A 255-nucleotide genomic window follows, 5' to 3' on the forward strand; every position below is an offset into this window, starting at 1 on the left:
GCCTGCGCACGCTTTACGCCCAGTCATTCCGATTAACGCTTGCACCCTACGTATTACCGCGGCTGCTGGCACGTAGTTAGCCGGTGCTTATTCTTCAGGTACCGTCATTAGATCTCTGTATTAGAAAGACCCGTTTCTTCCCTGACAAAAGAGCTTTACAACCCGAAGGCCTTCTTCACTCACGCGGCATTGCTGGATCAGGCTTGCGCCCATTGTCCAAAATTCCCCACTGCTGCCTCCCGTAGGAGTCTGGAC

Annotated in this window: 1 rRNA gene; it reads right to left on the bottom strand. The window is 53.3% G+C overall.

Annotation, left to right across the window (positions count from 1 at the left end):
* Positions 1-255, bottom strand: a 16S ribosomal RNA gene (locus F8197_RS28360); the annotation flags it as partial.

Origin of the sequence: Duganella sp. FT27W, from assembly GCF_009295655.1 — a bacterium.
Classification (GTDB): Bacteria; Pseudomonadota; Gammaproteobacteria; order Burkholderiales; family Burkholderiaceae_D; genus Rugamonas; species Rugamonas zoogloeoides.